The following is a 24,318-nucleotide window of genomic DNA, read 5'->3' on the forward strand; positions in this document are numbered from 1 at the left end:
AATTACATTTTAAAGTAACAAAGCCCATTTTAGTCGAATTACTTAAACCAGGTTTTCAAATAATGAAATGTTGAATGCTCAGCGATTTTATCAAATCCTTTTCCACTTAAATGGAAGGCATCGGTTAAACTAAAAAGATGCAACATGGATTTTGATGCTAAATGGAAATTAGGATCTCCTCCCGTTCTGAGCGGATCATGAGGTGAAGAAATAAATTCAGGACTAAGCGTTTTTAAAGGGGAAATGTGGGCTTCTGGAATTCCATCGTAGAAATTCATTAAACCATAGTGTTGTATGTAAAATATATTTTTAAAATTTGCCACCTCAGATATTTTTTCAGAAAATCTAATAATAGCTCTATGAATTTCCCCCGGACTTGGTTGTCCCATTTGCTCATAGGCTTTTCGATAGGCTTTGATAGGATGATTTTCTGTAAATCTAGCATAGTCATATCCAGAGAGTAAAATTTTTGCGTGGGGCTTTATTTTAAGCATATGAACTAAAATTTTTTCGATGTCGGATTTTATTTCTTCAAAAATTAAATTTTCTTCTTGGATTGTTAAATGTTTGTTCCAATAATTTAAAAAATCATTGCCGCCAATGCTTAAATAGATAATGTTGGATTCTGTATTTTTATTTAATAGCTTATCTGCATATTTTTGAGTGTTTGATCCCAGCCATTTTTTTGCTCGCATTCCTGGTTTAGATGAAAAGTAACAAGGGGCTGTTTCTGCCTCAATTTTAAATTTTTCAAATGATTTATCGAAAGAATGGTGGAAGCACATCAAAAAAGCCCAGCTATCACCAAGAAGAAAAAGTTTTTCTTTACTATGTGCCGTGTTTGCAGAAATCATCAAGAAGGAAAATAGGAAGGTAGTGATCATTTTAGTCATAAAGTCTCCAATGACTCTCTTCTCGGAATTTAAATTTTTTTTTTGATTATGATGTTAGAGCCATAGAACCTGAATTAAATATTCTTTTTTGTATCATCCCGGGAAGTTTCAGAACTATCACATCGTCTGGGTATATTAAATTCGTCCACATCCTATAGGACGCACAGGTAATCTATAAGATTTTAGGCATGACAAGGCATTTAGGCCGACCAATCATCCGTCCCCTCGATCAATCTGTCACACTGGAGGACAGAAATTCGGGTTAATGGATAAATGGCGGGGCGGACGGGACTCGAACCCGCGGCCTTCCGCGTGACAGGCGGACGTTATAACCAACTTAACTACCACCCCTTTAAAAGTTCATTGAGTTATATAAACTAACTGGAACGATTTCAACAAAAAAGTGGAAATTAAACCAAACAATGTCCTTTTTGATTAAAAAAATCGCAATTAGCATGTAACTACCAAAGAACGGGTTCAATTTCTAAGCGTATCTGAAATTTGATTTCAATGGCAGAAATCATTTTTTGAGCTAAGTTTTGGACGTCCTTAAGCTGAGCTTGTCCAAGATTAACCATGATCAGTGCTTGCTTCTCATAAATTGAAACGGAACCAAGGCTAGAGCCTTTAAAACCACACAATTCAATGAGTTGACCGGCAGATAGTTTTACCTGCTCAGTTCCGGCAGGATAGGAAACAAGTTGAGGATAAAGGGATTTTAACTTTTTCCATTCAGAGGTTTTGATCAGAGGATTTTTAAAAAAGCTTCCAACGTTAGGGAGTTTTTCAAGATTTGGAAGCTTTTTGGTTCGAATTTCTTTTACTTTTTCAGAGATGAGTTCGGGAGTTGGGGTCACAGATTGAAAAGAATCTTTAAGCTCTCCATAAGAGAATTCAAGGTGATTCTTTTTGGGTATTTTAAAAATGACGTCAGTAATAAAAAAATCATCATAACTTGCATCTTTAAATACGGAATAGCGATAACTAAACTGGCACTCATGATTGTTAAGTGTTTTTTCTATTCCAGAATTTAGGTGAACCCCTTTTACTTGGTCAATAAAGTTTTTAACCTCGGAACCGTAGGCTCCGATGTTTTGAATGGGAGCAGCGCCAACGGTACCTGGGATTAAGGATAAATTTTCAAGGCCATAGATTTTGTGGTTTAAGGTCCAAGAAATAAAATCGTTCCAATTTTCTCCACTGCCAATATTTAAAAAATAATCGTCATTCGTCTCATTTAAAGAGTCGACAAATAACTTTTTTAAATTATTTTTTAAGACAATGCCTTTGATGTTTTCAGAGAGAATAATATTAGAACCACCACCAAGAATTCTCTTTTTTAGATGTCTAAATTCAGATTTACAGACAAACTGACGAAGATCCGCTAAGTTGTTTATTTCAAAAAAAAACTCACAATGACTTGTGAGTTTAAAAGTATTCAAAGACGTCAAAGAATGATTCTTTTTAAGTTCGATCATTTTCAGACAATAACATTAAAAGTTAACGAGAATAAATTTATTTTTTTAATCGAGTATCTAGTAATTCTTGGAATGCATAAAGGGCATCAACCCAAGTAAAAATTCCAACCAGTTTGTGATTATCAATAACTAGGACAGAACCATATTTATGCTCTGCCATTTGAGAGCAGACATCATTAAGGGTAGCCTTAGGAGAAACTGAAAATGGGTCCGAAGAGAGAGCTTCTTCGACGGTTACTTTTTCAGGATCAACATCTTTAAGGCTGGTAACCATTTTAATATCCCGGTCTGATAAAATCCCCACCAGTTGTCCCCCTTTTAATACGGGAAGATGTCTGAATCGGTGTTCGTGCATTAATTTTGAGGCCTTTTCCAGGCTCTGCTCAGCGCCAATAGTGGTAGGTGCACTGGTCATGTATTTATCTATGGTAGGGATGGACTTCATGGGGTCTCCTTTGTTGAAGGTTAAAATAAACGTAACGATTCAGCCGTTGGCTGATTAAAATTTGAACCTAAATGGATTAGGAACAGCAATTGATTCTAGTAAACTGATGGGGTTTGAGTATGATTGCAATCATGATATGGAATAAATTAGGACTTATATTGACTCAGCTTGTCTGAATTTATTTCCTTAGGAAAAATTAGGGGCCAGGGAGGCCTCCTAATTTAAATAAGAGTTCCTATTTTAAACATGAATATTGAACGCTGTATTTACCTGGTTCTAGCTCGGCATTAAACTTCAAGTTAACACCCTCCACGATAAAAGCAGGGTTTATCACCACTCCATTTTTTGAAATGGTGATAGGGTAGCCTTCTAGAGGTGCACATTGCAGAGTTAATGTCTTGAGTAAATTGCGGATACCCTCAGCAACTCCTCTGACTTGGTTAGCGTAGTCCATTTCACAAACATTACCGATAATACCACCAGTTAAATTTGATAGGATAGAGTACCTTTCACCATAAGTGGCTCCATAAGTAGATCTGCAAGCCGTATCACCTGGTCGAGTGATTATTGAATGGAAGCTAAATCTCTTTTGACCTGACCATGAGGAGTGAATTAAGTTGAGTAAGGCTTGGGGGTCGTTTTTAGTGGTATTGTCAGATTCATCTTCATCTGAAATTAACACCACTGCCAGTTGAGAATCTGATCTCATAAAAGAACGCATGTTAGATTCGTTATTATTGTACCTCTCTACTGAACGATAAACAGCCCTGATTCCTTGTTCTGATCCAGAGCCCGTTTCTGGGCGTTGCAAAGTTTGGCTCAGCTGAGTTTGAGCGGTGGCCACTTCTTGACTTGAATCAATTATGTACCGTCCATTTCCATTTTTTATGGGTATCAAACGGCCATCACCGAGATTGATATCTCGAGGATCCGTAGTGGTGACCGCTAATTGGTAATTTAGTCCAGTGAGAATAGATAGAAATTGTGAGGTTCTCTGAGCCATGCTTTGTTGTTCATATTGCATGGATCCTGAATTATCGATAACAAACAAAATATCTACTTTTTTATAATCATTGACATCAACTTCTTGCGTGAGAAGACGGGTGAGGGAGTTCACTTTCCAAGAGACAGAAGCTCTTGATAAATTATGAAGTTCATCTTCGGCTTCAACAGAGAAGAGGTAATTTCCTTGGGGTAGGGAAGGGATGGTGATCCCACTGAGTCCCGCGAAACACTCTTTTTGTATTTCGTTAAGCTTACATTTAACGGAGATGACTTTTGAGATTTTATCAGTAACATTTACTGAAATATCTACTTTTGTTCCTTCTTCGAGAGTAGCTTGGGGATATTTTTGAAACAAAATATCAGGGCCTTGATTATCAAAAATTATCGACTTCCGATAACAAGGAGAAAGGCCTCCTTCCCAGTCTTGAAATCTGACCGTCACCGAAGCCAAAGCAGCTAAGGAGCTCAGCTGAAAACTTTTTACCGGCGCATAGGTCTCCCAGATTCCATCAGAACAATCAACAGCGCTTCCTATTTTTACAGAGTAAGGACTCAAGGTTCTTAATTGCAATTGGACCAAAGGCGATGAGGTTGCAGGTTCATCATTGTTAATAGAAAAACCTTCTTCAATACTCAAATCGGGAGGAGTTTCAGGAGGAACAACGGGCAGAGTGCCATTATCACCTTGGTGAGGAGGGGGGACATTAGGATCTTGGGTTATTGTAAAGTCAGGTGTCGATGTTGGGTTGGATCCATCTTGAGTGCTGGTACTCGATACGGTGGATTCTGTCACTCCTGTTGTTTTAATAAAATCACAGGAAACCAAACTAAGAGAAGAGACGAGAAAAATTAAAGTTTTCATATTGCTTAACTCCTTTAAACAAACTTAAACAAGTAGCTGTTGCTGTCTGGATAAATGTTAAGACTAAATTAATATTAATTAAAGAAAACTCTATTCAGAATACCAAACAGAGAACTTTGTCTACGCTGGAAACGAAATAAAAAAATATACTGTATTAATGTTTGTCAGTTTTCTAAAAAACCGGTAAAAGAAGGTATGAAATTAAGAGGGAATCTTATTTTATTTTCGATTCTGTTTTGTGTGATTGATATGATCACCGCATTTGCGACCGCATCGACAACCTCATTGCAAACGTCCTTGTCGTTGCAAGAGTGTATCAAAATGACCATGGAGAACAACCTAAGTATTAAGTCGGCTGAGGCAGAATACAAGTCTATTAAAGAGCTAGAGGGTGTGGCGTCTTCTGGTAATTTGCCTGAAGTAAGCGCCAGTATCTCTGCTACCAGGAGCTATAGTGAATTGTCATCTCCCTTGGTTCAAAATAATATTTCAGGAGTTTTGTCAGTTTCTCAAAATTTATTTTCGGGTTTTTTAGATGAAAATAAAATTAAAGAAGCTCGAGTCAAAACATTGATTGCAAAAATAAATCTCAAACAAGTTAAAATTAAAATAAGTTCAGATTTAAAACAGGCCTATTATCAATATCAATACGCCTTTGAGTTGACTAAGTTATCAAAAAAAATTTTAGATAGACGGAAGGACAACTTAAAAAATGTTGAATTAATGTTTTCCAGTGGAAGAGAAAATAAGGGATCTTTTTTAGTGTCGGAGGCCTATTTTCAACAAGCGCAATTTGAACTAAAACAAACAGAAGTGATGTTAAAGAATAGCCAAAGTAGTTTATATTCTGTCATTGGGCTTGCCGAACCTGAAGAAATTTTACCGCCAGACCCCTTGCTGTTAGTCCCTGTGGTGCTAGAAAAACCTCAGTTTAAAGAATTAGCTAAGGCCTCATTAGAATATCAGTTGACGCAGCAACAAGAAGAAGCGGCTAGGATCGTCATTGAAAAGGCTAAAAGTGCTTATTATCCAAGCCTCGTCTTGTCTGGAAATACAGGGAAGTATGATGAGAATTTCCCACTTAATTATAATAAATGGTTTTTGGGTTTAAGTTTAACAGTCCCTCTTTATTCTGGAGGCAGAGACAGTGCTCAGTACCATTCTTCTTTGGAACAATGGAAGTCAGAACAAATCAAAACCAGAAATAAGGAAAATGAGTTAGTAACCAAGTTAAAATCAACTTTTTCAAAGTATGAGTTATCAATTGAAAAATATAAAGTTGATGAAAAATTTGAATTTGCAGGAAAAATGAGATCGGAAATTGGAAAACAAAAGTACAATAACGGCCTGATGAAATTTGAAGATTGGAATACCATTGAAAATGATTTGATACTTCGAGAAAAAACCACTTTATCCAGTAAAAACGATATTCTTGTCAGTGAAGTCAATTGGGAAAAAGAAAAAGGTGTTGGGGTGTTCGAGTGAAAAAAATTTTTCTAGTTTTGATTTTTATTTCAGTCATTATTTTCGGTTTAGTAAAATATTTCATCTTGGGCTCTTCAACTAAAGTTCCCATGATTGAAAAAGAGATTGCTAAGGGAAATATTCAAGTAACTATTCTAGCGACGGGTACGGTACAACCAGAAAATCGATTGGAGATCAAGCCTCCCGTTGCGGGAAGAATTGAAAGAGTTTTGGTTCAAGAGGGAGTGAAAGTAAGAAAAGGACAGATTCTCGCTTGGATGAGTTCAACAGAACGAGCTGCACTTATTGATTCGGCTAGGTCTCAAGGTGCGGAGGAGTTAAAAAAATGGGAAGAATTATATAAACCAACCCCGATCATTGCTCCTCTTGAGGGCATGATCATCCGAAAGAATGTTGAAGAAGGACAAACCTTTGCCACAAATGATGCCGTCCTAGTGATGTCCAATAGACTCACTATTAAGGCTCAAGTGGACGAGACGGATCTCGCACAAATTAAGATAAATCAAAATTGCGAAGTCAGGTTAGACTCTTATCCTGATGAGAAGGTAGATTCAAAAGTAGAGCGTATTGCCTATGAGGCGAAAACAGTCAACAATGTTACCACTTATATCATCGATGTTTTGCCTCTGAAGGCGCCTGAGTTTATGCGCAGTGGGATGACCGCAAATATTACTTTTTTTGTGAAAAGCAAAGAGAATATTCTTGTTGTTCCCACAGAATTTATTATTTATGAAAAAGGAAAACCAAATGTGTTATTGAAAAATAGCGCCAATGAATTTCAGCTCAAAGAAATAAACCTTGGTGTTTCTGAAGGGAAACTTACTGAAGTCTTAGATGGGTTGAAAGCGGGTGACGTTGTGGCTCTCAAAGTGGATTCTAAAGAAGAAAAGAAATCAAGTCCTTTTATGCCTTTCAATAATAGAAGCAAAAAAACGCCGTCTAAATCAGCTCATCCTCAGGGGTTACGCCTATGACTCAACTCTTCGTTCTCGTCGGTCGAAACTCCCTGCGACTTGGCTTTGCCAGGCCTCAGTCGCCTCCCTCCTGCGGCCTCGATTTGAGTCATAGGCGTAACCCCTGGCTCATCAGGGTCCTTAATTATGATTGAAATTAAAAATATCAAAAAATCCTACCAAATGGGAAAGCAAACTCTAGAAATTCTCAAAGGTGTGGATTTAAAAATAAATGATGGCGAATTTGTTGCCATCATGGGACCTTCAGGTTCTGGTAAATCAACTCTTATGAATATATTGGGCTTGCTGGATATCCCAAGTTCGGGATCCTACAACTTAAATGGCGTCGAAGTTTCCAAGATGTCGGAAGATGAATTGGCCCATTTAAGAAGACAAGAAATTGGTTTTATTTTTCAGCAATTTAATTTGTTGCCAAGAATCAGCGCTCTTGAAAATGTTGCCTTGCCTTTAAATTACTCCAAAAAATATATAGGTTTGGAAAGAGCAAAAGAGCTTCTTGAGTCGGTAGGTCTCACGACAAGAATGATGCATAAACCAAATGAGCTTTCGGGGGGGCAGCAACAAAGGGTGGCCATTTCGAGGTCTCTTGTAAATAGCCCGAGAATGATTCTTGCCGATGAGCCGACGGGAAATTTAGATTCTGTCAGCCAAAAAGAAATTTTAAAAATCCTAAAAGAATTAAATGCAAAGGGTATCACCATTGTGATTGTGACCCATGAGGAAGATATAGCAAAGGAAGCAAGAAGGATTATTCGAATTAAAGATGGTCTCATCTATTCTGATGACATCAGAATGGATGAAATTAGTTCAGAAGTGATCAGCCTAAGTACGACGCTTTTGAAGGAAAGAGCAAAGACAAAAGACCATGAAGATAAAAATAAAAAATGGAATTTAATTCATGGGCTGAAAGATTTTTTAAATTATTTTCAACAAGGATTCAAAACATTGATGGCCAATAAAATCAGAACTTTCTTGTCCATGTTGGGAATTCTAATTGGTGTGGGTGCTGTGGTGGCCATGCTGGCCCTAGGAAAAGGGGCACAGAAGGCCATTGAAGAGCAGCTCTCCTCGTTGGGGTCCAATCTTATTATGATTCGACCAGGAAATATTCGTGTTGGTGGAGTAACCCAAGAATCGGGAGCGGCCAATAGATTGATGTTTGAAGATCTAAGCCATATAGCTACGAAAATTGACAACATCAAGGGTGTTGTCGGCCAAGTGAGCGGTCGAGGACAACTGACGGCTTTATCAAAAAATTGGAACACAACAGTGCAAGGGGTTTCTTCAACTTGGTATCGTGTTCATAACTCCGAACCCAAGCAAGGTCGAATCTATTCGGAAGCAGAAGACACCGCACGGTCACGAGTGGCTTTAATCGGTGAGACGGTCAGAAGAGAATTATTTGGCGAACAAAACCCAATTGGAGAAATGGTTAAAATAAATAAAGTTAATTTTCAGATTATTGGTCTCCTTCCTGAAAAAGGGGGGAATAGTTTTAGGGATCAGGATGATGTGGTAATGATTCCCTTACAAACCGGGATGAAGAGATTATTTGGAAAAATTAATTTAGATATGATTGAAGTGGAAATCAACAATCAAGAAAACATTGAACTCGCCATTGATCACATCAATCAGTTATTGACAGATTTGCACAAAATACCTTTGTCCCAACAAAGTGATGCCTTTCAAATTCGTAATATGGCAGATATCCAGCAGGCAATGCAACAAAGCAGTCAAACCATGTCGATGCTTTTGGCAGCCATTGCGACCATTTCATTGCTTGTTGGGGGGATTGGAATTATGAATATCATGCTGGTCTCGGTCACAGAAAGAACCCGTGAGATTGGCTTGCGAAAAGCCATTGGGGCTCAAAGGGTCGATATTTTACTTCAGTTTTTATCAGAGTCTATCGTCGTAAGTGTTATTGGTGGACTCCTTGGTATTTTATTGGGTTGGAGTTTGACGACCTTACTTTCGAGTTTGCTGGGGTGGTCTACTTTTGTATCATGGCAGTCAGTTCTCCTCTCTTTTTTCTTTTCTGCCATGATTGGCATTATTTTCGGAGTTTATCCAGCCAGAAAAGCATCTTTGCTTCATCCCATTGAAGCCCTAAGGTATGAATAAATGTACGAGGTTTTAACATATTCCTTGCTTGCAAATTTGACTTTTTCCTTTGGGAGTTTTTATTTTACAGTTTATTCAAAAAAAATAAGTGTCTTATGGATGAATGCATTTAAGGCTTCTGTTTCTTTTTTGTTCATCACCTTGTTGTTAATTTTAAATCAACATGTTTTTACAGCCAGTTTAGTTGAAAAGACCTATCTACTGGTAAGTGGTTTTGTCGGTCTTTGTATCGGAGATTTATTTTTATTAGAGGGGATGAAAACTCTTGGGAGCTCTCGAGTGATCATGATGTTTGGCTTGTCGCCATTTTTTACGGGAATTGGGTCCTATTTTTTATTTAATTCTGTTCTTCCATTAAAAATTATCTTTGGCGTGTGTTTTATGGTTTTGTGTTTTTATTTGCTATCCTTAGAAAGGTACAAAGCCTCTGGGCATTGGCATTTAAAGGGAATTTTGATGGGCTTAACAGGGGTTCTTTTGGATGATATGGGACAGCTTCTTACCAAAGAGTCTTTTAATGAAAATCTTAAATTGAACTCTTTGGAGGCTAATTTTTTTAGAGCTTGTGGAGCCATTTCTGGTTTTATTATCATTCATTTCGTCTATCGAAAGATAAATTTAAAAAAAGAATTTTTTAAAATGAAATCTAAAGATAAGAGTCTTGTTGTTTTAGCCAGTTTTTTTGGGGCTTTTTTATCTCTTTATTTTTATCTTAAATCCGTTAGTTTGGGACATCTGAGTGTCGTTTCCTCAATGGCAGGAACGGGTCCTCTTTTCGCAGAAATATTTGAAAGTGTCAGGACCAAAAAAGCGCCCCACCCTTTATGGTGGGCGGCTTTTATGTGTTTTCTCTTTGCCCTGTACCTATTTGCTATGACCTAGCCCCCGCAGGCCACGCTTTTTAATTTGCATTTTACAACGATCTTAGCTTAAGTTTGCCTATGCTAACTGATAGACAATTTTCCGTTTTCGAATCGTTTACTAAAGCCTTTGCCTGTCTTTTTGATGGGCGAATCATTTTGAGAATCCTGCTTCCATTTATTATCGCAGGTATTATTTGTTTGATCCTATTATTTGCTACCTGGGGGCCTGGGATTGAGCTTTTCGAGTCCTTGCTACAAAGCCTTGGCTGGCTGAGTGTCGCACTTCTGAAGCTGCAGGAATGGATGGGAATGGCTCTAGTTGGCTTTTTGGCAGGTTTAATTTTTCTATTTCTGGTTTTTATTTTCTTTTACTTTGTGATTTTAATTTTAACCTCATTAATTTTAGTACCTTTATTATTACCTGTAATAGAAGAAAAGTATTACCATCATTTAAAAAAAAGCCCCCTTCAAAAATCCGTCAACAAAATGATTTTTATGGCCAGTATTATTAATACGATTAAATTTTCATTTATTTATTTGTTTTGGCTTTTAGTTTCTTTGCCTTTTTTTCTTTTACCAGGGGCTCAATTATTGATTTCCTTCTTTTTAAACTCTTATTTGGTCAAGTCATTGTTCCCGATGGATGTTTTTATGGATTACGTTTCTAGGGAAGAATTTCTGCAGATCAAAGAAAAATACAATTCTGAATTTTGGCAGCTTTCATTTTTAAATAATAGTCTGTTGTATATTCCAATTTTAAATTTGATAGCACCAGTTGTTATGGCGCTATCTTTTTCAATTTATTGTTTGGGACTAGTTTCTCATCTAAGAAAGTAATTATTTAGCTTTTGAAACACTGCCATCAACTGGATTGAAATAAATTTCGACTTTTTTTCCATCTTTGTCTGTTCCATAAATTTCATAACAACTTCCTGGTTGTTTGAATTTTGAAATTTTATAACCTTGATCAGTTACCATTTTCTTAAATGCCTCTTCAGTCATCCATTTTTCTTTAGGTTGGTCAGTGCAGGTTTTTTTAGCAAATGAAAAAGACGATAGCATCAATGTGGCTATCAAAATAATATGGTTCATATTGGACTCCTTTGGTTGTTAGTTGTTTCAAAGCAAGACGCCCTTAAGGACTAAACTAGCGACGGTAAAGTAAATAACCAGTCCTGTAACATCAACGATGGTGGCTACAGCTGGGGCTGAGGCGGTGGCGGGGTCAAGTTTTAATCTTTTAAGCAAGAAAGGTAGCATCGATCCACAGATAGAACCCCACATGACCACACCGATAATGCTGACGGCAACGGCAACGGCAACTTCGAGGTAGTGGGGGCCATAATCTTTTAAGCGGTTAGGCCAGAAAAATATTCTTAAGGCCCCAATAAAACCAAGAAAAGAACCTAACAAAAAGCCAGTGATAATTTCCCGACGCAAGACCCGGAACCAGTCTTTGAGACGGACTTCCCCAAGAGCAATGGCTCGGATGATCAAGGTTGTCGCTTGGGATCCGGAGTTCCCACCGCTGGAAATAATTAAGGGTATGAATAACGCCAATACCACTGCCTTTTCAATTTCAGTTTGAAAAAAGCCCATAGCGGAAGCCGTGAACATTTCACCCACAAAAAGAACGGCTAACCAACCAGCTCTTTTTCTGATTAACTGAGTTAAAGAAATTTTTAAGTAGGGAGCATCCAGGCTTTCCACACCTCCCAATTTTTGAATATCTTCCGTGGCTTCTTCTTGGATGGCGGTGGCAATATCATCGAAGGTTACGATACCTTGCATTTTCCCTTCATCATCAATAACAGGCAGGGCCATCAAGTTTTGCTGAGAAAAAATTCGACCAATTTGTTCTTGGTCTAAGTTTACAGGAATACGGATCACATCGTCTTTCATGATATCGCGAACAAGTTTATTAGGGTTGGCGGCAAAGAGTTCGCGAAAAGAAACAACTCCTAGTAAGACTTGGCTATTATCTAAAACATAGGCGTAGTAGATAGTTTCTATTTGTGTTTTTGCCTGGATTCTTAAATAGCTGATAGCCTCATCTACAGTCATTTCTGGACGTAAACGGGCATAGCGGGAGCTCATCAATCCCCCGGCATTATCATCGGAGTAAGCAAGAAGGGCAGTCACTTCACGCCGAGTTTGCGGATCTAACAAAGAAAGAATCTCATCACGGCATTCAACTCCAAGTTCTTGAATCACATCGGCGGCATCATCCGGAGCTAGTAATCGGATCCACGATCTTTTTTCAAGGCTTCCCACTTCGGCAACTAACTCGGCCTGATCGTGAGTATTCAAACTTAGGAATAACTCTTCAGCCTCGGTTCGGGGAAGGGAACTAAATTTTTCTTTTCTTTCTGTGGTTGAAAGCGCTGGCCAAGTGGAAGCTAAATTAATAAGTTGATTTTCAATACTTTCTTCAATGATGTGGATATTTTCTTCTTGATTCTCAGAAGAGTTATTTTTTTCCGAAAGAGTTTCTAAATCTTTTTTTTCATTGGCCATAGAGGAAGAGATATTGTTTCTAAGAGAGGATTTTGTCAGCAGTTAATTACAGAGCCAATTTATCAGCCCTGATGTGTCATAATTCAGACAAAGGCCAATAGGGATTATAATGTTTCATTGTGAAAGAGTTCAATGATTTCCAGAGTGGGACCGATTTTTTTAATTTCCCCTTTGTCTAGCCAAATCACACGGTCGCATTTTTCTAAGGTAGAAAGTCGGTGGGCAATGATAATTTGTGTTCTGTTTTTAAAAAATTCTTGGGTGGCTTTGACCATGATTTCTTCAGATTGGGGATCCACAGAGCTGGTGGCTTCATCTAGAATGATAATTGGCGAGTTTTGTATCAGAGTTCTTGCCAAACATAATAATTGTCTTTCGCCGAGCGATAGGTTTTTCCCCTTTTCATCAATATGCAGATTTAAAATCTCAAGCTCAGTCTCCCTAGCCACAAAACCTACTTGCAATAGGGAAGTCATCAGAGAGGCCTCTGTTTGGAGTTTTAAGGGGTCTAGGTTGTCGCGAAGGGTTCCTTGGAACAGAACTGGCTCCTGAGAGATATAAGCAAAATGACGGCGATAAAAATTAATATCGATGTCTTTTATTGGTAGTTTGTCGTTTAATTGAATATACCCCTTTTCGATGGGGTAAAAGCCAAAAAGAGCTTGGATGAGGCTAGTTTTCCCCGAGCCTGTTCGTCCGATAATTCCAATTTTTTCCCCTTCATCAATTTCAAAGTGGAGACCTTTTAGAACCCAAGGTAAGTCGGGATCATACCGAAACCAAAGATTCTCTACTTTGATCTTTACTCTAGGAAAAAGGGGGGGGGAGCTTTTTAGAGTTGAGATAAAATCAGAACGAGTGATTGAAGACGTTAATTCGCTTATTTTAGCTTCACTTTGTCCCTTTTCAATGGGCTTGTGTAGGAAATTATCTAACCTTTCCACTCCAATCATGCCTTCTTCCAATTGGGCCAGCCACTCAAAAAACATTTGGATGGTATTTCCAGAATAGACAACCAATCCAAAAGCAACGCCAATGGATCCCATAGAAATCATTCCATATTGTAAGAGGAAATAAGAGATAAGACCGACCAGAAAAAGCATTAAACTCGTTAGGCTATTCATTTGAAATGAAAATTTAAAGATCTCTTTGTTGGTGGTTAACTTTTGATTGATAAAAAAAGAATCTAATTGATTAAAACGGGTTTTAAAAACCATTTCCTTGCCAAGAACCCGAACTGTACTGGCTCCCTGGGTTGTTTCGGCAAAATGGGCAATGGAAGGAGAGCGGTACCGTGATAACTTTCTTCTTTGCACTCTTAAGTTTTGAATATTTTTTTTATAAACCAAATAATTGAGAGCCATAATAAACAAAATAACTAAAATATAATATGGACTAGCAACAATAAGTAAAATCACAATAGTCAATAAATCGAAAATAATACTAATGAACTCTGCCAGGGGACCACCAAATAAGCGAAAAACGGTGCCATAGTCTGAAGAAAATCGGGTGATAATTTTACCTGTTGGATTTTGGTCAAAGAACCTCATTGGATAACGTGAGGTTCTTAAGGAAACACGGTCATAAATAGAAGACACCGCATAGGCAGAATAGCGGGAGAATAAAATTCTAAAGTACGCCGTCAACGCAAAACCAAGAATTCCCATTAAAAAGAGGATGCCAATAATTTGATCTGAACTGAGGTTGCTTAAGATCGTCGTTTTTGAGCTGCAATAAATAGGATCTTGGCACAACTTATCTACCCATAGGCCAATAAGGTTTGACTGAGCTAGAATAAGAATACGGGCAATAAAACCTAAAAGGGTGATAAAAAATATTTTGTTTCGGAAAGGCAAGTAGGCCAAATAGAGGGTTTTAAAAACATTTGAAGAATAAGATTCAATATAGTTTTCGTTATCAATTTTACTGTTCATACGGTTAAAAAAGGATTGGTGTTATGTGTGAGTTGCAGGGTAAAACTTCTAAAATCGGGATCTTTATTTGTTAATTCGTCATAGGTTCCTTCATTGGTAATGGCTCCATTTTTTAAAAAAACAATTCTATCTGCAAAGGGCAGCAGGCTGAGGCGGTGGCTTGTCATGATGATAGTTTTATTTTTCCAGTCTGTTAAAAGGAGATTATTTATTAATTTATTTTCTGTTTCCACGTCGATAGCGCTGAAAGAGTCATCTAATAGCAAAATATCTGAATTAAAAAAATCAGCTCTGGCAATATTGATTCGTTGACGTTGACCTCCGGAAAGATTGACCCCTCGTTCGCCCAGTTCATTGTCCAGACCCTGTTCGAGATTTGAAAAATCATTTTTGAATTCACTTCGTGCTAAGGAGTTCCTGATTTGTTGATCTTGATTTTTGTTGGCATCATATTCTAAATGGACGTTGTCACGCAAAGTTGTCGAGACAATAAATCCTTCTTGAGGAACGAAGGCAAAAAGGCTTTTCCAAAGGTGTGGCTTTTTATCCGAATAAATTCGATAGGAATCCCAATGGCAATTGGTTTCTCCAAGCAAGGAATATAACAAAAGAGTTTTTCCACTGCCAACTTCGCCAACGATAATCACTAATTCGCCTTTTTTGGCATGGAAAGAATTTACAGAGAGGATGGAATTGTCATTAATTTCGAGAGTTAAATTTTTAATTTCTAAGATGTTGGCAGATTCCTTATTTAAAACTTCAGGAAACTTCGAATGAAATTTATTTTCTAAATTTAAAAAGTTTTCAATTCGTTTGATACTTGTGGCCGAGTCAAAGGCAAAGGTAAAAAACCAAGGCATTTGTCTGAAGGGACGAGTCAGAAAGACCCCTAATATCCACAAAAGAGCAAAAATTTCCCCTGGGGACATGGTTTTTTTATAATAAAAAACCATAACTCCAAGGGTTCCAACGTTCAGGAGAAAAGTAAAAGTTGTAGAAATGGAGTTCATCATTTGACCGTTCGTAACCATTTTCACACGGTTCTCGGTTTCGTCTTTTCTTTTTTTTATTATTTTAAATTCAAAAATTTCGGTCCAGCCAAGAATTCGCAGGGTTCGAATATTTTGAATCCATTCGTTAACAAGGCCAAGGCGTTCAGCAGCCAGATTCTTAAATAAATAAAAAAACTTAGACTGTCGGAAAGCTAAAAGAGTATTAATTACAGAAACCAGAATGATCATTAAAACTGTTAAAAAAACCGGGGTTTCAAAGAAATAAACCAAAACAAAGGGAGTAATTAATAAAGGAAAAAAGGTAGAGGCGCCAGAAGGCATAGTTTGGTCTAGATAAACCGTCGAGCTGGGGATGTCCGTAGCATACAATGAAACGATTTCCCCCAAAGGCTTTTGAGTCATTGTGTCCAGTTTTAATGACATCATCTGATTGTATATTTTTTTGGCCAGTTTTTTCTGCATGATCAGAGATTCTTTAACTCCCGTATACTGACTGAGTTGATTAAAACCTTGGGCTAAAAGGAGACATATCGATGCTGCAAAAATTGAATATAAAGGAGAAACTCCTGAAAAAATAAGAGGAAGAGTCGACTTTTTGTAAAGCACAAGGTCAATAAATGATTTCTGAAAATAGGGAGAAAGAATCCCAAAACAAGAGCTCACTAAGGAAAAACCAAGGATCAAAAATCTTTTGTCCAAGCGACTAAATAATATATATTTCGTTAGGTACACTTTTGTTTTTTTTTTAGCACTATTGTCGGTCACGATGTTTTTCATTTTTAATCCAAAAGTCGATTAGAGCGTCCAGGTGTCAAAGAAGGCTTTTAAAAGTGTACTATTTAAGAAATAATAGTACATAGAATAATTATGAAAGCAAAAAATAAAATCCTGTCCAGACGCAGGTTTATGAAAGAGGCCGTAGGAACTTCAGTAAAAAGCATTTCCCTAGCAACGGTGGCTTCTGGCGCATTTACTGGCTGTGCTGCGTTGGATAGGTATTTTGAAATTGAAAAATATAAATTTGATAAAGAAGTATTGATATTTGGGGCCGGAATTGCCGGTTTGACCACAGCCTATTATCTAAAAAAAAACAAAATACCCTATAGACTTTTTGAGGCGTCGTCTCGAACAGGGGGGCGAGTCATGACACAGCATACGAACGAAGAGGATGTTTATTTTGATTTAGGGGCCCTTGAGTTTGATGAATATGATAAAAATGTTTTAGATTTGTTGAAAGAGCTTAATTTAGAAACAGATGATAGGAATTCTAGTTCTTTTAAAAACTCCTTTGGTTTTATAAATCGTCAAATGGTATTTCCGTTTAAACAGTTACTCGACACAGAGGCGGGAGCTTTTAAATCTTGGAACAAAGAGCTTATCCGGATCAAAAAAGCCACAGCGGATGATGAAAGTTATGAATGGTTATTGGATGAAAAGATAATGGCCTACGAAAGTCTCTTCCTTCGTGATATTTTTAGAGATTCCGCCTTGAATCAGCAATCCAAACTGTTATTAAAATCTTGGGCTGAGTTTTATTTTCAGAAATCAGAATCAGAGATCACTTTTTTAAATTGGTTAATGATGTTAGAGAAAGAGACCCTCCAAAATAAAAAGCTGAAAGTTAAAAATGGCATGGAAGAATTAACAATTCATCTGACTCAAAGGGTGGGAGGGGTGATACCGAATTACAATTTGCAATTGCCAGCTAAATTAATAGAGATTCAGAGATCCAACGAGAACTGGCTTTGCCAAATACAAACCAAAGAGGGAGTCAAAAGAATATCATCCCCCTATGTCGTAATGGCCTTGCCTTTTACAGAATTAAAAAAAGTGAAAGGCATTGAAAATATTTTTGTGAGCCAAGATTTTTTAAAATTAGCAAAAAATTGTGAGAATAAAAACACTTTATCTGCCGTCGCTCAGCTAAAAACAAAGGCTATCAAAAAACCAAAGCAATTATCACAGTTTGTTGTTATTGATAAACACACGTTTAAAATTAGACTTGAGGATAATTTTGCGATCTTTCATTTTAATACTGAAAATGAATTTAATTGGTTTTTAAATGAGAAAAATTTAGCCTTTAATTTTTTTAACTCTAAGGATTTTAATTTTATGAGTTCGATAGACTGGAGTAAAATCACCTATATTAATGGATCCCAGTTATCGTTTAAACAAAAAGAAGCTATTCTTTTGAAAAAAAGCCTAAACGCCGATTGGTCAAAAAGCAGTTTGCAATTAGCTGGAGACTATGTCATTTCCCCATTTTCGTCGAATCTTAATGACACCATTCAGTCTGCCATTAACGCTGTTGAGAACATTAAATTAAATTATTTCGAAAAGTTTTCAGTATAAGAGGGAAATATGAAGAAAAATGAATCTAAAACAGGAGGCTCTGAAGCCTTAGAAATATTAAAAAATGTGTTAGCTTCTCCACAAGTGCTGAACCACTTAAGTGATGAGGAGAAAATTCATAAAATTCAAAAACATTTTTCAGAAATTTTACAAGTTTTAGGATTAGATTTAAGTGATGACAGTTTAAAAGAAACCCCCAAAAGGGTAGCCAAAATGTACGTTAAAGAGATTTTTAGTGGGCTCAACGCTAAGAACTTTCCCAAAATGACGACTATTGAAAATAAAATGAATTACAATCAAATGATTGCGGTTCAAAATATTGAAGTTCTTTCCTATTGCGAGCATCATTTTCAGACGATACAAGGTTCTGCAACCGTGGCCTATATTCCAGATAAAAAGGTCATTGGCCTGTCCAAAATAAATAGGATTGTTCAATTTTTTTCGCGAAGACCTCAAGTACAAGAACGATTAACAAAACAAATTGCTGATTGTCTGCAATATGTTTTGCAAACCCCACATGTGGGCGTCCATATCAATGCAAAACATTTTTGTGTGATCGCACGAGGAATTCAGGATGCCAATTCTTCAACGATCACCAATGATCTGCGTGGTGATTTCAAAAACCGTCCTGAAACCAGAAAAGAATTTCTACATTCATGCAGATCCTAAATTTTCTAAGAATTAATAGGAATGGCTTTAACATTTAGGATATTGAAAAAAAAAGAGCAGAAATAATTCTGCTCTTTTTTTTGTAATTGATTAAGATTACGGATTCTTATTAAATAAGAATGACTAGTGCTTTGCTTCAGGAGTAGCAGGAGCTGGTGTCGCAGCAGGAGCAGCAGCAGCAGCAGCAGCAGGAGCCATTTCAGGAGCTTTTGCTTCTTTAGCACCTTTTTTTACTTTTTTTGCTTTATGTGCTTTTGCAGGAGCTGGTTTTGCATCAGCTGTAGCAGCTGCAGGTTCGTTAGCTTGAACTGCGAATGCAAATAAAGACGCTAATAAGATTGCTGTTAATTTCATATATCCTCCTTAGGATGTGTTAAAAAGTCGTTAGACTTATTGTTTATTATTCTAAATTCAATTGTTACTTCTAAGAAAAATCATAGCAGAGCCTAATTAATTTTAAGTTAAAAGTAAATTAAAAATTTTTAATCTCAAATTGAAACTCGGCCCCATGGGGTTGAGTATTAATCACAAGGAGAGACGCCTTATGAATATTGGCTATTTTTTTTGCAATAGCTAAACCAAGGCCAAAACCTTGAATTTGGCTTGAGGAAGGGGCACGGCTAAATCTTTCAAATATAAACTGAATCTGATTTTCTGGAATACCGGGACCTTGATCACGTATATTTACCTGGCAAGTCAATTTTTTCCATTCAACCTCAATAAAAATCAAGGAGTCATAAGGTGAGTATTTAATGGCATTATCAATGATATTATAGAAAAGATGTTTGAGAAGATCTGGGTCTGCTAAGACTTTAGGATTGTTATGATCGTTTTCCCTAATTTGAAAATTAATTTTGATTCTTTTTTTATCTGCTTTTTTCTCTAAAACTTGGAGGGTATCTAAAATGCTTTCTTCAAGATAGACAGGCATCATATTAAAAGAAGAAAAACCGGCATCCATTCTGGCCAAAAGCAGCATGTCTTGAATAATTTGTGACAGATTTTCTATTTCTAAATGTTGAGTTAAAAGGAAAGAATCAATTTCGGAAGCTTTGTTTGTTTTTTTTATAAAAAGTTCTAATTCACCTTTTAATATGGTTAACGGAGACAGAAGCTGGTGGGAGGCATCGGCAATAAACTTCTCTTGGCTTTGGAAAGATTTTTCAATTCTTTCCAAAGCCTGGTTAATTGTTAAAGCCAGATGTCTAAACTCATCTCTTGTTTCTGGAACGGGAACACGATCGGACAAAACATTGGCATTTATTTTTTTAGTCGCGTTAATAATGTTTTTTACAGGAGAAAGGGCTCGGCCAGAAAGGTAATATCCAATGGCCATGGAAAGAAAAATAAGCGCGGGAATTCCAAATTGAAAAATAAGCAACCTGTTTTGGATTTGTGTTTCAAGTAAAGTTCTTGGGACGATCACTTGAAGGAAAAATTTAGGATTTTTATTTTCTATGGGAAAGGTAATGAGTCTGTAGGAGTCAGATTCTGGATTTGGAAGGTTTTTTAAATCATGAACGGTTTTGTAAGCGGCATCGGCGCCCTTAACTATTTTTTCAATTTCAGTTTCAAAAGGAGGAATGAAATCACCTAAATTACCAAATTGGGTTATGATGCGAGAGTCTCTATGTCTCAATAAAACCAGGGAGGTGCCTAGGGTAAAAGGTAATATTTTACCTTGCCCCAGTTGCAATGGATTAACATCATAAACCCCTTTCAATATTTGCTGTTCAATGACGTCCGAAATATCGATACAATAGTTATAAAGAGCGTCGTCAAAATCATTTTTAAGCGCTCCAATAAAATAGGAAAAAACAAAAACATTAAAAGCGATGGTCGTGGCGCCGAAAATAAAAGCAAATATCAAAGCCAGTTTTATTCTAAAATTAAGAAATCCGAATATATTTTTTAAGGTATACATGGATTAGTTTTTTTCATCTTCTTTAAGAACATAGCCAACCCCGACAACCGTATGAATTAATTTTTTACTTTGGGTGGAGTCAATTTTTTTTCTAAGCATATTTACGTAGACATCAATCACATTGCTTTCAGAATCAAAATGAACATCCCACACATGTTCCGCAATATTCACCCTTCCCAAGGGGCGATTTGGATTTCTCATGAAATATTCCAATAAAGAAAATTCTTTAGAGGTTAATTGAATTTCTTGATTATTTTTTATTACTTTGCGCTGAATCAGATCCATCTCTAAATCGCTGAAAATTAATTTTGAATTCGAAACTTGATTGGAGTGTGTTCGTCTCCTGAGGAGGGCCCTGACTCTGGCAAGGAGTTCATCAAATGAATAGGGCTTGGTAAGGTAGTCATCGGCTCCTGCGTCCAAACCATGAATTTTATCCTTCGTTGTTGAAAGCGCTGTGAGCATCAGGATAGGGCCATCATAACCATCTCGACGGATATGTCTGGCTGTATCCAAACCATTTTGATCAGGAAGTCCAATATCCATGATAATAAGATCATATTCGCTAGAGCTGACATAGGATTCCGCAGAGCCGCCAGTCTCAGCGATGTCTACAGAATAACCGACATCAGAGAGTCCTTTTTTTAGGAAGGTGGCCATTTTAGATTGATCTTCGACAACGAGTATTCGCATGCTAAGGTTATTTTATTTTTTAAAAACAGAGTCAAGAACTGATTCAACATCGCTTTTGCTGTCTTTTGGTTTTTCCTTAGTTTCGGAAAGTTCTACAGAAACAATATAATCTTTTTCAACTTTGACGTTGACCTTTAACTCCTTTGATTTTTGACTTTTGATAAGTCGATCTTTGTAAAGACCAAGGTTAGGTCCTTCTTTTAGGATATAGGGCCCTTTATCTTGCCCATCGAAAAACACTTCAATCTCACCCATTTCTCTGATGAAATTAACTTTGGAGGAGAGGCTTTTTTTGTCTTCATTGGCATCTTTTTCATAGATATCCGCACTTAACTTATTCGATGGACCAGAGGGACTAGAGGGACTAGCGGGACTAGCGGGACTTACTTGCGGAGAGTCAATTTTTTGGGAGGAATCATCTTGTCCAAATGATATCTGAAACGAAAAAAGAAATAAAATCCCGAGTGCTGGTGGCGATAAAAATCTCATTTTGATACTCCTCTGATTTTCCTTTATTCCGACAGTGTATCCAGTATAACTCTAGAAAGGTTGAGATCAAAGAGGAATTAGTTTCCTATTGAAGATTTTGATTTACTATCATAGAATGGCTAGCAAAGAGGTTGAATATGAATTTAGGTGCTACAGAACTGCTGCTTATCTTAGGTATTGCTTTGTTGCTTTTTGGGCCTTCCAAACTTCCAGGATTGGGTAAATCCTTGGGTGAGGCTATCCGCGGTTTCAAAAAGGGATTGAATGAGGATGAGACTTTAGCGAAGGCCCGCCCTTTGAATGAGAATGAAAACAAAGCAAACGAAAAAGTATCATCGTCTCAGGCAACGGCAGAGTCCTCGCGGCAAGAACAAAAAACAACGGATAAAAATCACGCCTAATTTAAATAATTATTAATAAATTAATGATTAAAATACCATGGCCAAAATACGGTGACTAAAATATATGACGAAACTCACTCAAACAGTACAAAAAGGTGGCTGTGCTGCTAAGGTAGCCGCATCAGAATTGCATCAAATCTTAGAAAAAGTGACCTTTCCCAAGGCTCACCCTGAGCTTTTGATTGATGGACGTTTTTTTGATGATGCGGCAGTTTACAAAGTGACAGAGGATCTGGCCTTGGTACAAACCCTTGATTTTTTTACACCCGTTGTGGATACGCCAAAGATATTTGGAAAAGTAGCTGCAGCGAATGCTCTGAGTGATGTTTATGCCATGGGAGCCTCTGTAAAAACAGCGATGGTGATCTTGGCTTATCCCAACGCTACTTTCGAGAAGCAATGGATTGTCGATATGCTTCAGGGTATTTCAGAAGTGGTTCTTGAGGCTAAGGGAAATGTGGTTGGGGGTCATACCATTGACGATGATACCTTAAAACTAGGATTATCTGTCACTGGATATGTTCATCCAGATAAAATTTGGTCTAATCAAAAGGCCAAACCAGGGGATCTTTTGATCTTAACAAAACCTTTGGGTACAGGGACTCACACCGCAGCCCTAAAAAGACAGCAAGTCACAGAAGAGGATATTGTTGATGTGATAGAGTCAATGACTCAGCTAAATAATGTTTCTGAAACCTTATCAGATACCGAAAAAGATTTTATTCATGCGGCTACGGACATTACCGGGTTTGGACTTATCGGCCATGGACTTAATTTAGCAAGGGCCTCAAATTGCTCCTTAAATATTGAATTAGAAAAAATACCTTTTTTTAAGAACACCTTTCAGTCTTTAGAGAACGGATTTTTAACTAAAGCCCATCGATCAAATAAAGACTACGCTTTGGAATTCACAGACTGGAGTCGTGTCAATCGACTTCAAGAGCTCTTAGTTTGTGACCCACAAACTAGTGGTGGGCTTTTATTGGCAGTGGATCCAGCTCAGGCCGGAGCTCTTTTAGACCGAATGACTCCTAAATTTTCGGCGGCGGCAATTATTGGCAACGTAACTCCTTATTTTGAAAAGTATCTTAGGTTTGAATAAAATTTTTGTTGATAACTTTAAAGAGATCATTTTAAAAAAAATTCCACTTATCGACGTGCGAGCACCCATTGAATTTGCCCAAGGTCATTTGCCAGGGGCCCTGAATCTACCCATTTTGGACAATGAAGAACGAAAACATATTGGAATTACCTATAAACAGCAAGGCAGAGACAAAGCCATTGAGATCGGGTATCGTCTTGTTTCCGGTGAAAATAAAAAAAATAAAATTTCTTCTTGGATAAAAAAAATAAAAGAAAATCCAGAGACCTTAGTGTATTGTTTTCGTGGGGGATTAAGATCGCAAATTGCCCAGAAATGGCTGGAAGAAGAAGGGATTCACGTCAAAATAATTGATGGTGGGTATAAAGCCTTTCGTCAGTATTTAGTGACAGAGTTAGTGGCGTCTTTGGCCCGCGTCGAATTTATAATCATTTCGGGAAGAACGGGTTCGTTCAAAACCATGTTGTTGAAAGATATCAGCAGAAAACACCTCCCCATGATCGATTTAGAAGAGCTTGCAAATCATAAGGGGTCTGCTTTTGGAAAAAAAGGAGCTCAGCCGACGCAGGCTCAGTTTGAAAATCAATTGACTGTAGATTTAATATTGGCAGAAGAAGGGATCTCTCAGGATCGGAAAAAGAAAATATTTTTGGAAGATGAAAGCCGTTTGATTGGATCTTGTGTTCTGCCAGAGGCGGTGTTTGCTAAAATGAGGTCCTCACCAGTAATATGGATCGAAGAGACTCTTGAGACGAGGTCTCATCAGGTCATGCAAGATTATATCATCTCACCGATGGTATCAGGAATCGAAGGGGATCATTTATTTAAAAATTTTGCAGAGGCTTTGTTTGCAATTAAAAACAAATTGGGTGGTCTTCGTTATCAAGAAGTTCAAGCAGATCTTCTGAAGGCAAAGGAACAGCTGATTAAAGAAAATAATCCTATGGGGAATCTGGTTTGGATTCAAAAGTTATTGAGTTACTACTATGACCCCATGTACGAACAAAGTTTAAAATTAAGAAATCCAAAAATTTTATTTTCTGGAAATTATCAAGAAGTTCTCAGTTTTATTACTGAAATCTAGAGTCATTTAAT

General features: G+C 37.2%; 22 protein-coding genes and 1 tRNA gene. 10 read left to right on the plus strand and 13 right to left on the minus strand.

The features are described 5' to 3' along the window. Positions 1-38 precede the first annotated feature (38 nt). The 5 genes from J0M15_06920 to J0M15_06940 form a co-directional block, all read right to left on the minus strand. A complete protein-coding gene (locus J0M15_06920) occupies positions 39-893 on the minus strand; it encodes a hypothetical protein (GenBank protein ID MBN8536768.1) in 855 nt (284 codons plus the stop codon). 274 nt (positions 894-1,167) lie between these two features. Then, positions 1,168-1,244 (minus strand) — tRNA-Asp (locus J0M15_06925). A 110-nt stretch (positions 1,245-1,354) separates the two neighbouring features. After that, on the minus strand, positions 1,355-2,371 hold the full coding sequence (murB, locus tag J0M15_06930; protein MBN8536769.1) for a UDP-N-acetylmuramate dehydrogenase: 1,017 nt from the start codon (positions 2,369-2,371) through the stop codon (positions 1,355-1,357). Between the two features lie 37 nt (positions 2,372-2,408). Next, positions 2,409-2,786, minus strand: coding sequence for a CBS domain-containing protein (locus J0M15_06935; protein ID MBN8536770.1), 378 nt, complete (start codon positions 2,784-2,786; stop codon positions 2,409-2,411). Positions 2,787-3,051: 265 nt separating this feature from the next. Further along, entirely contained in the window at positions 3,052-4,683 is a 1,632-nt protein-coding gene (locus J0M15_06940) for a hypothetical protein (GenBank protein MBN8536771.1), read from the minus strand. Positions 4,684-4,878: 195 nt separating this feature from the next. Between J0M15_06940 and J0M15_06945 the strand changes: the two genes are divergently transcribed. The 5 genes from J0M15_06945 (at position 4,879) to J0M15_06965 (ending at position 10,966) form a co-directional block, all read left to right on the plus strand. Next, complete coding sequence (locus tag J0M15_06945; protein ID MBN8536772.1) at positions 4,879-6,168, plus strand: TolC family protein; 1,290 nt, start codon at positions 4,879-4,881, stop codon at positions 6,166-6,168. After that, positions 6,165-7,142 (plus strand): efflux RND transporter periplasmic adaptor subunit, encoded by a 978-nt coding sequence (locus J0M15_06950; protein ID MBN8536773.1) that lies wholly within the window; start codon positions 6,165-6,167, stop codon positions 7,140-7,142. Before J0M15_06945 ends, J0M15_06950 begins: the two co-directional genes overlap by 4 nt. 126 nt (positions 7,143-7,268) lie before the next feature. Then, positions 7,269-9,266, plus strand: a complete 1,998-nt coding sequence (locus J0M15_06955) for an ABC transporter permease (GenBank protein MBN8536774.1) — start codon at positions 7,269-7,271, stop codon at positions 9,264-9,266. Next, on the plus strand, positions 9,267-10,148 hold the full coding sequence (locus J0M15_06960; protein ID MBN8536775.1) for a DMT family transporter: 882 nt from the start codon (positions 9,267-9,269) through the stop codon (positions 10,146-10,148). It abuts the gene before it with no gap. A 59-nt stretch (positions 10,149-10,207) separates the two neighbouring features. Continuing rightward, positions 10,208-10,966: an EI24 domain-containing protein gene (locus J0M15_06965; GenBank protein MBN8536776.1), complete on the plus strand. Its 759-nt coding sequence runs from the start codon at positions 10,208-10,210 to the stop codon at positions 10,964-10,966. Here the strand turns inward: J0M15_06965 and J0M15_06970 are convergent, their stop codons facing one another. The 4 genes from J0M15_06970 to J0M15_06985 form a co-directional block, all read right to left on the minus strand. Further along, entirely contained in the window at positions 10,967-11,221 is a 255-nt protein-coding gene (locus J0M15_06970; GenBank protein ID MBN8536777.1) for a PepSY domain-containing protein, read from the minus strand. A gap of 27 nt (positions 11,222-11,248) precedes the next feature. After that, positions 11,249-12,646, minus strand: a complete 1,398-nt coding sequence (gene mgtE, locus J0M15_06975) for a magnesium transporter (protein ID MBN8536778.1) — start codon at positions 12,644-12,646, stop codon at positions 11,249-11,251. A gap of 104 nt (positions 12,647-12,750) precedes the next feature. Beyond that, entirely contained in the window at positions 12,751-14,580 is a 1,830-nt protein-coding gene (locus tag J0M15_06980) for an ABC transporter ATP-binding protein (protein ID MBN8536779.1), read from the minus strand. Continuing rightward, positions 14,577-16,370 (minus strand): ABC transporter ATP-binding protein, encoded by a 1,794-nt coding sequence (locus J0M15_06985; GenBank protein ID MBN8536780.1) that lies wholly within the window; start codon positions 16,368-16,370, stop codon positions 14,577-14,579. The genes J0M15_06980 and J0M15_06985 overlap by 4 nt, the downstream gene beginning before the upstream one ends. Before the next feature lie 90 nt (positions 16,371-16,460). Here J0M15_06985 and J0M15_06990 point away from each other — a divergent pair, with 90 nt between their 5' ends. Then, the gene (locus J0M15_06990) at positions 16,461-17,945 is read left to right on the plus strand and encodes an FAD-dependent oxidoreductase (GenBank protein MBN8536781.1); all 1,485 of its coding nucleotides are present in this window, start codon (positions 16,461-16,463) and stop codon (positions 17,943-17,945) included. Between the two features lie 9 nt (positions 17,946-17,954). Beyond that, a complete protein-coding gene (gene folE, locus J0M15_06995; GenBank protein MBN8536782.1) occupies positions 17,955-18,614 on the plus strand; it encodes a GTP cyclohydrolase I FolE in 660 nt (219 codons plus the stop codon). A gap of 123 nt (positions 18,615-18,737) precedes the next feature. Here folE and J0M15_07000 read toward each other — a convergent pair whose 3' ends face one another. The 4 genes from J0M15_07000 to J0M15_07015 form a co-directional block, all read right to left on the minus strand. Further along, the gene (locus J0M15_07000) at positions 18,738-18,968 is read right to left on the minus strand and encodes a hypothetical protein (protein MBN8536783.1); all 231 of its coding nucleotides are present in this window, start codon (positions 18,966-18,968) and stop codon (positions 18,738-18,740) included. A 118-nt stretch (positions 18,969-19,086) separates the two neighbouring features. After that, complete coding sequence (locus J0M15_07005; GenBank protein MBN8536784.1) at positions 19,087-20,538, minus strand: HAMP domain-containing histidine kinase; 1,452 nt, start codon at positions 20,536-20,538, stop codon at positions 19,087-19,089. 3 nt (positions 20,539-20,541) lie between these two features. Next, a complete protein-coding gene (locus J0M15_07010) occupies positions 20,542-21,231 on the minus strand; it encodes a response regulator transcription factor (protein MBN8536785.1) in 690 nt (229 codons plus the stop codon). 12 nt (positions 21,232-21,243) lie between these two features. Continuing rightward, a complete protein-coding gene (locus tag J0M15_07015) occupies positions 21,244-21,720 on the minus strand; it encodes a hypothetical protein (protein MBN8536786.1) in 477 nt (158 codons plus the stop codon). 137 nt (positions 21,721-21,857) lie between these two features. On the opposite strand from J0M15_07015, the gene J0M15_07020 reads away from it, so the two are divergent. The 3 genes from J0M15_07020 to mnmH all read left to right on the plus strand — a co-directional run bounded on the left by J0M15_07020 (position 21,858) and on the right by mnmH (position 24,307). Then, positions 21,858-22,121, plus strand: a complete 264-nt coding sequence (locus J0M15_07020; protein MBN8536787.1) for a twin-arginine translocase TatA/TatE family subunit — start codon at positions 21,858-21,860, stop codon at positions 22,119-22,121. Between the two features lie 64 nt (positions 22,122-22,185). After that, positions 22,186-23,223 carry a selenide, water dikinase SelD gene (gene selD / locus J0M15_07025; protein MBN8536788.1) on the plus strand — a complete coding sequence of 346 codons (1,038 nt, stop codon included), beginning with the start codon at positions 22,186-22,188 and terminating at the stop codon, positions 23,221-23,223. Continuing rightward, complete coding sequence (mnmH, locus tag J0M15_07030; protein ID MBN8536789.1) at positions 23,216-24,307, plus strand: tRNA 2-selenouridine(34) synthase MnmH; 1,092 nt, start codon at positions 23,216-23,218, stop codon at positions 24,305-24,307. The genes selD and mnmH overlap by 8 nt, the downstream gene beginning before the upstream one ends. The last annotated feature ends 11 nt before the right edge of the window (positions 24,308-24,318 follow it).

The sequence above is a fragment of the Deltaproteobacteria bacterium genome, assembly GCA_017302835.1.
In the GTDB taxonomy this organism is placed as follows: domain Bacteria; phylum Bdellovibrionota; class Bdellovibrionia; order Bdellovibrionales; family Bdellovibrionaceae; genus UBA2316.

Coding starts and splice junctions, on each gene's coding strand:
- J0M15_06920 (MBN8536768.1), bottom strand. CDS start 893: ATGACTAAAATGATCACTACCTTCCTATTTTCCTTCTTGATGATTTCT.
- murB (MBN8536769.1), bottom strand. CDS start 2,371: ATGATCGAACTTAAAAAGAATCATTCTTTGACGTCTTTGAATACTTTT.
- J0M15_06935 (MBN8536770.1), bottom strand. CDS start 2,786: ATGACCAGTGCACCTACCACTATTGGCGCTGAGCAGAGCCTGGAAAAG.
- J0M15_06940 (MBN8536771.1), bottom strand. CDS start 4,683: ATGAAAACTTTAATTTTTCTCGTCTCTTCTCTTAGTTTGGTTTCCTGT.
- J0M15_06945 (MBN8536772.1), top strand. CDS start 4,879: ATGAAATTAAGAGGGAATCTTATTTTATTTTCGATTCTGTTTTGTGTG.
- J0M15_06955 (MBN8536774.1), top strand. CDS start 7,269: ATGATTGAAATTAAAAATATCAAAAAATCCTACCAAATGGGAAAGCAA.
- J0M15_06960 (MBN8536775.1), top strand. CDS start 9,267: ATGTACGAGGTTTTAACATATTCCTTGCTTGCAAATTTGACTTTTTCC.
- J0M15_06965 (MBN8536776.1), top strand. CDS start 10,208: ATGCTAACTGATAGACAATTTTCCGTTTTCGAATCGTTTACTAAAGCC.
- J0M15_06970 (MBN8536777.1), bottom strand. CDS start 11,221: ATGAACCATATTATTTTGATAGCCACATTGATGCTATCGTCTTTTTCA.
- mgtE (MBN8536778.1), bottom strand. CDS start 12,646: ATGGCCAATGAAAAAAAAGATTTAGAAACTCTTTCGGAAAAAAATAAC.
- J0M15_06980 (MBN8536779.1), bottom strand. CDS start 14,580: ATGAACAGTAAAATTGATAACGAAAACTATATTGAATCTTATTCTTCA.
- J0M15_06985 (MBN8536780.1), bottom strand. CDS start 16,370: ATGAAAAACATCGTGACCGACAATAGTGCTAAAAAAAAAACAAAAGTG.
- J0M15_06990 (MBN8536781.1), top strand. CDS start 16,461: ATGAAAGCAAAAAATAAAATCCTGTCCAGACGCAGGTTTATGAAAGAG.
- folE (MBN8536782.1), top strand. CDS start 17,955: ATGAAGAAAAATGAATCTAAAACAGGAGGCTCTGAAGCCTTAGAAATA.
- J0M15_07000 (MBN8536783.1), bottom strand. CDS start 18,968: ATGAAATTAACAGCAATCTTATTAGCGTCTTTATTTGCATTCGCAGTT.
- J0M15_07005 (MBN8536784.1), bottom strand. CDS start 20,538: ATGTATACCTTAAAAAATATATTCGGATTTCTTAATTTTAGAATAAAA.
- J0M15_07010 (MBN8536785.1), bottom strand. CDS start 21,231: ATGCGAATACTCGTTGTCGAAGATCAATCTAAAATGGCCACCTTCCTA.
- J0M15_07015 (MBN8536786.1), bottom strand. CDS start 21,720: ATGAGATTTTTATCGCCACCAGCACTCGGGATTTTATTTCTTTTTTCG.
- J0M15_07020 (MBN8536787.1), top strand. CDS start 21,858: ATGAATTTAGGTGCTACAGAACTGCTGCTTATCTTAGGTATTGCTTTG.
- selD (MBN8536788.1), top strand. CDS start 22,186: ATGACGAAACTCACTCAAACAGTACAAAAAGGTGGCTGTGCTGCTAAG.